5 protein-coding genes are annotated in these 6,124 nt (G+C 35.0%); all 5 read left to right on the plus strand.

All coding sequences use genetic code 11. The annotated features are described in order from the left end of the window. Positions 1 to 46: 46 nt before the first annotated feature. The 5 genes from ENL20_12290 to deoC all read left to right on the plus strand — a co-directional run bounded on the left by ENL20_12290 (position 47) and on the right by deoC (position 5,768). The gene (locus ENL20_12290; GenBank protein HHE39332.1) at positions 47 to 1,501 is read left to right on the plus strand and encodes a hypothetical protein; all 1,455 of its coding nucleotides are present in this window, start codon (positions 47 to 49) and stop codon (positions 1,499 to 1,501) included. Positions 1,502 to 1,574: 73 nt separating this feature from the next. Then, positions 1,575 to 2,777 carry a hypothetical protein gene (locus tag ENL20_12295; GenBank protein HHE39333.1) on the plus strand — a complete coding sequence of 401 codons (1,203 nt, stop codon included), beginning with the start codon at positions 1,575 to 1,577 and terminating at the stop codon, positions 2,775 to 2,777. A gap of 87 nt (positions 2,778 to 2,864) precedes the next feature. Then, a complete protein-coding gene (locus ENL20_12300) occupies positions 2,865 to 3,692 on the plus strand; it encodes a Tpl protein (GenBank protein HHE39334.1) in 828 nt (275 codons plus the stop codon). Between the two features lie 27 nt (positions 3,693 to 3,719). Next, positions 3,720 to 4,751, plus strand: coding sequence for a 23S rRNA (adenine(2503)-C(2))-methyltransferase RlmN (gene rlmN / locus ENL20_12305; GenBank protein HHE39335.1), 1,032 nt, complete (start codon positions 3,720 to 3,722; stop codon positions 4,749 to 4,751). 186 nt (positions 4,752 to 4,937) lie between these two features. Further along, on the plus strand, positions 4,938 to 5,768 hold the full coding sequence (gene deoC, locus ENL20_12310) for a deoxyribose-phosphate aldolase (GenBank protein HHE39336.1): 831 nt from the start codon (positions 4,938 to 4,940) through the stop codon (positions 5,766 to 5,768). Positions 5,769 to 6,124 lie beyond the last annotated feature (356 nt).

Below are 6,124 nucleotides of genomic sequence, written 5' to 3' on the forward strand. Positions count from 1 at the left end.
CATTATTAAATCTTCAATATAAAAATAAAATAAAAAGGGAGGAGTAATGAACTCATTAAAAATCTATATTTCAGTAATCGTTTCATTTTTTATAATCTTTTCAATCTTAACTGCTGAAAACGATTATGAAACCTGGAAAAAGCAGCAGCAGGAAGCAATGCGCAAATTCAAGAGTGCTCAAGATAAAGCATTCGTGGAATTTCTGGAAAACGAATGGCGAGATTTTCAGGCATTTAAAGGCGAAGTTCTAGATGAAATTCCCAAACCGGAAAAGGTTCCGGAAGTAAAACCTGAAAAGATCGTTACTCCTAAAGCTGCAAAAATCATCGAGGAGATCGAGATTCCGAAAACGAAAATAAAGGAAGAAGTTCAAATCAAAAAAGATAGAGAAATATTCGTCAAAAAAGAGAAAAAAATCAATATAAATTTTCTGGGAATTCCTTTGGAATTTACTGAATTTGGCAAATTCAATATTGATGTAGATAGTTCCATTAATGAAAAGGTCATTGCAGATTTCTGGTATGAAGCTTCCAACATGGAATATGATACACTTTTACGAGAAATCAGTTATTACCGGAAACAGATGAATCTGAATGACTGGGGATTTTGTTTAATGGTGAATGCGTTGGGAAATAAGATCTCTCATAATTCCCGGAATTTCAGTAAATTATTTCTCTGGTTTTTACTGATTAAGTCAGGTCATGAAGCAAAAGTTGGTTACAGCGGGAATACAATTTATATAATGCTTCCTTCAGAGAACAAAATTTATGGAGTATCTTACCTGACTTTTGATAGCAAAAGATACTATTTGATTTCTTTTGATAAAAAAATCAAACTCACGATGAAAATAAAAACTTATGAAGGCAGATATCCGGACGCCAATGATCTGATCGATTTAAGTATGAAGAGGTCTCCGAAAGTTAATGGCTCAATTATTGAAAAAGAATTGAAATTTCGTTATGGGAAAGAGCAATTCATTATCCCGGTCAAATTTGATAAAAGTCTGACCTTATTTTTTAAGAATTATCCGCAAACAGACCTGGAAGTGTATTTTAATGCTCCTCTCTCGGAGAAAGCGAGCCTTTCGCTGATTTCGGAACTTAAACCCATTTTGGAAGGAAGACCGGAACTTGAAGCTGTCAATATCCTGCTGCGATTTGTCCAGACCGCATTCGAGTATAAAACTGATGGCGAGCAATTTGGCAAAGAAAAAAGCCTGTTTTCTGATGAAACCTTATTCTATCCGTATTGCGATTGTGAAGATCGTTCCGTTTTATTCTCATATCTGATTCGCACTCTTTTAAACCTGGAAGTTATCGGACTCGATTATCCCGGGCATGTGGCAACAGCTGTGAAAGTAAATACTAATTTTAAGGGTGATAATGTCATCTATAAAAACGAAAAATATATTATCTGTGATCCGACTTTCATCAATGCAAATTTGGGAAAAAGTATGCCTAAATTTAAAAATGTTAAGCCGGAAATTATTGTTATGGGATGATTTAGAAATTTTATAAGCTTGCCATCCTGCAGTTGCAGGATTGGCAAGTTATTTATAAATACACGGAGAACAAATGAAATATATAATCTTTGATGATGAAAAACACAAGAATTTTTATCCATTAACTTGCACCCGTTCAACCGGAGATTTAAGAGTTGGAATTCTAAAATTGCGTCAAAGGATCAAAGCTTTTTTTCGTTTTGAAGAATATAATTTGATAATTTCCGAAAAGCTGGAGAAAATCTATAAAGAAAGACATCCGGATTGGCAGATCAATTCCATTTCTAAAGGAGAAACTCTTTTCATTAACAGTCGTTTGAAAGTTGATGAAAAGATGGTAAAAAAGATTGAGGAACTTTCTTTAAATACTTGTTTAGTTAAAGACAATGATATTTTAGCTGCAAAATTGAGAACAGATCAAAAGAGAGTCTCAACTGAAAATATATCCGGATTTTTCAGTAATTTAGAAACAATCCAAATTGAAGATGGATTTTTATGGAATCATACTTGGGAATTAATTTCCGAAAACTCAAAATATATAAAGCAGGATTTTAAGGATTTCTTTTATGAAAAAGATAATTTTTTTGAAACAGAAATGGGAGTAACAATTCTAAATCCGTATGATGTCTGGATCGGAGAAAAAGTTGAGCTTAAACCGGGAGTAGTAATCGATGCTTCCGAAGGACCTGTGATTCTGGATGAAGGTGCGAAAGTAATGGCTAATGCAGTTATTATCGGACCTGCTTATATCGGGAAAAAAAGTGTGATCAAAGTGGGAGCAAAAATATATGAAGGGACTTCCATTGGTCCGGTTTGTAAAGTTGGAGGAGAAGTTGAAGAAACGATTTTTCAAGCATATTCCAATAAACAGCATGATGGATTTCTCGGTCACAGTTATTTAGGAGAATGGATAAATTTGGGAGCAGACACAAATAACAGTGATCTTAAGAACAATTATAAAAATGTAAAGACATATTTTTATCCTGACAGAAAAAAGATCGATTCCGGAACTCAATTTTTGGGAACGATCATCGGAGATCATGCCAAAACCGGTATAAATTCCACCATTAATACCGGAACAGTTATCGGGATCGGATGTAATCTTTTTGGCAGAGACCTGATCTCGGATTTCATTCCGTCATTTAGTTGGGGAGACGGTTCAAATCTAATTAAATACAGGATCGATAAGTTTCTCGAAACTGCTGAACTGGTCAAAAAACGAAGAAAACTATCCCTTTCGGAAGCTGAAAAAAATCTTTACAATAATATTGGATAAAAAGAACTGGACTTTACAAAACTTGCCAAATTTCTAAAAATTTGGCAAGTTTATATTTAGCAAGTATAATTATAGATTGGCGGATAAATGCAGGAATTCATAGAAGTAGTTTTTCGATCAAAAAGAATAGGTTATTTTTATAATCCGAAAAATCTGGAACTTGCACCTGATACGGATGTTGTGGTGAAGGTTGAAAGAGGTGAGGATATAGGAAAAGTTATAAATTGTTCGATCTTCAGCGAAGAACTGGAAAATAAATTTAATAAAAATGAGATCGGAAAAGTTTTCAGAATAGCTACGGAAGAAGATTATAAACAATTAGACAGAGTTTATAAAAAGGAAAAGGAAGTAACCGAGAAATTTCAGAAACTGATGGACAAGTATCCTTTTGAAATGAAACATCAGGATACATATTACCAGTTGGATGGGAATAAACTGACTTTCTTCTTTTCAGCAGACGGAAGAGTAGATTTTAGAGATTTTGTACGGGAACTGGCAACAGAATTCAAAACGAGAATTGAACTGCATCAGACTACTGGCAGGGAAGATGCAAAAAGGTATGGCGGACTCGGGATTTGCGGAAGACCATTTTGTTGTGTGTCCTGGTTAAAAAAATTCAACCAGGTTTCTATCCAGATGGCAAAAGACCAGAATTTGTTAAGCAATCTTTCAAAAATATCCGGCTCTTGCGGAAGGCTCTTGTGTTGTCTCCAATATGAAGAAGATTTTTATCTTGAAAGAGCAACTCAATTTCCTAAGATCAATAGCAGGATAATTCTTAATGGTGAGACCAGAATAGTTTTAAAAAATGACTATTATAACAACAAAATTTACCTTTCATCGGAAGATAAACAAACGACTATTATTTCTCTTGCTGAATATAAATCTTTAAAAAAAGTAAAAAAAGGTTCGTAGAAAATTTATAATCGATTACATCGGAGTATGAAACCGCATATCTTTGAATTACTTCCACGAGAATTAGAGAATTATTTTCTTTCCAAAAAGGAAAAAAAGTATAGAGCGAAACAAACTTGTGATTGGATATATAAAAAACAGGAAATTGATTTTCATAAAATGAGCACGATTTCTGCTGACCTAAAGGACAGATTAATTAACGATTTTGATTGTTACCTTCCGAAAATCATTAAGAAAAATATTGCTCAAGATGGAACAAGCAAATATCTGCTCGAACTTCGAGATTCAAATAAAATAGAGATGGTGCTGATCCCATTCAAAGAAAAAAATACACTTTGTGTTTCAACCCAGGTTGGATGCAAATGGGATTGCAGTTTTTGCGCAACCGGTAAAATGGGATTTATTAGAAATCTGGAAGTTCATGAAATTATTTCTCAAATATTTTTAGCAAAAAAGGAATTAGCTGATAAAAAGCTGACAAATATCGTGTTCATGGGAATGGGAGAACCACTCGATAATTTCGAAAATTTGATCAAATCGATCAAAATCCTGCAACTTGATGATTGCTTCCAATTTAGTCCGAGAAGGATGACGGTTTCTACTTGCGGTTTGATTCCTGAAATCAGAAAACTTGCTGATATTGGTTTGAAAGTGAAACTGGCAATATCTCTGAATTCTGCGATTCAAAGTAAACGGGAAGAATTGATGCCGGTCAGCAAAGTCTATCCGCTAACAGAATTAAAAGAAGCATTGCTTGATTTTAGAAAAAAATCTAACTATCGCATCACTTTTGAATATATCATGATCAAAGATTTTAATATGGGTAAAGAAGACATTAAAGCTTTAATCAAATTTCTGGGAGATATTTCCTGCAAATTAAATTTAATTGCCTGGAATGAAGTTGAGGATTTACCTTTTCAAACTCCATCTCAAATAGAGATAGATAGATTCTCTCAATCTTTGAGTGTTTTACAATCAGCTGTAACTTTTCGTAAAAGCAGAGGTTTGGAGATTGGTGCTGCCTGCGGACAATTAGTAACACAAACCTCCGGTTTGTAAATGTCATCTTGTTCCCAAACTCCTGTTTGGGAACATAATCAATTTCAAAAAGGATTTTCAGATTCATTCCCAAACCGGAGTTTGGGAACGAGAACGGAAACTTCCGGTTTGTGAGAGTAAATCGATTTTCCAAAATCGATATTTGAACAAGATTGGAATCTTGTTTTACAAAAAGGTGGTATTTCCATGGAAAATATAAACATCGAACAATTAGCCAAAATGATCGATCATACGGAATTGAAATCCAGTTCCGGCGAGAAGAAAATATTGAATTTGTGTAATGAAGCAAAAACTTTCGGTTTTATTTCGGTCTGCATAAATCCTGCTTATGTAAAATTTGCGTATGAACAACTTAAAGACAGCGAAGTATTGGTTTGCAGTGTTGTCGGTTTCCCGCTCGGAATGAACACTAGTGATTTAAAAGCTTTAGAAGCTGAAAAAGCTGTTCAGGATGGAGCAGAAGAGATCGATATGGTCATCAATGTCGGAAAAATGCGGGATAAAATGTATGATTATGTTAAAGAAGACATCAGGAAGGTTGTGGAAGCAAGTTCTCCGGCTCATGTAAAAGTCATTTTGGAAACCTGCTACCTGACAGATGAAGAGATCGTTAAAGCCTGCGAACTTGCTGTGGAAGCTGGAGCACATTTCGTCAAAACTTCAACCGGATTCGGTGCTTTCGGTGCATTTCCAGATCATGTTGCATTGATGAGAAAAACAGTTGGTCCTGATATTGGAGTAAAAGCTGCGGGTGGGATTCAGAATTTCAAAGATGCCTGGAGATTGATCAAAGCAGGAGCAAATCGATTAGGAACCAGTGCCGGAGTTTCCATCCTGGAAGGTGCATCTCTTTATAAATTTGCTCCCGAAGCCTGGCTCGAACCGGAAATTCCCTGTCATATTTGTCCTTCGAGACATGCAACTATGGGAAAACTTCCGAAAGGTGTTTATCAATATTATAAGAAAAAATGTCTGACTTGTCCGCATCGGGAAGAATATAATAAATTTTATGAGTAATAAACCTTACGAACCATGTCCGGCTTTTGACGGATAGTTGAGGAACGAGACCTTTTCATCCTTCGTAGAATACTTCGGAGAATGGACGCAATGGTTGGAATTTAAGATTGGACACGAGTCGTGACGCAGTGCGACTCGTGAACAATTCAAGTTTTATTAATGATGGAAAGTAATATTATTCATCATCTTCGACTTGCACTTCGTTGTAAGTCGAATTCGGTGAAATCAGTAACACAACATGCCAAGATGTGAAGTAAAACAAGTTGCTGACTTGTTACAAAATGAAAGGGATAATTTTGGAGAATTGTATTACGAGAAAAGTAACAATTTAGGCAAATTGTTTTACGAAATAGGAG

The organism is Candidatus Cloacimonadota bacterium (assembly GCA_011372345.1).
GTDB lineage: Bacteria > Cloacimonadota > Cloacimonadia > Cloacimonadales > TCS61 > DRTC01.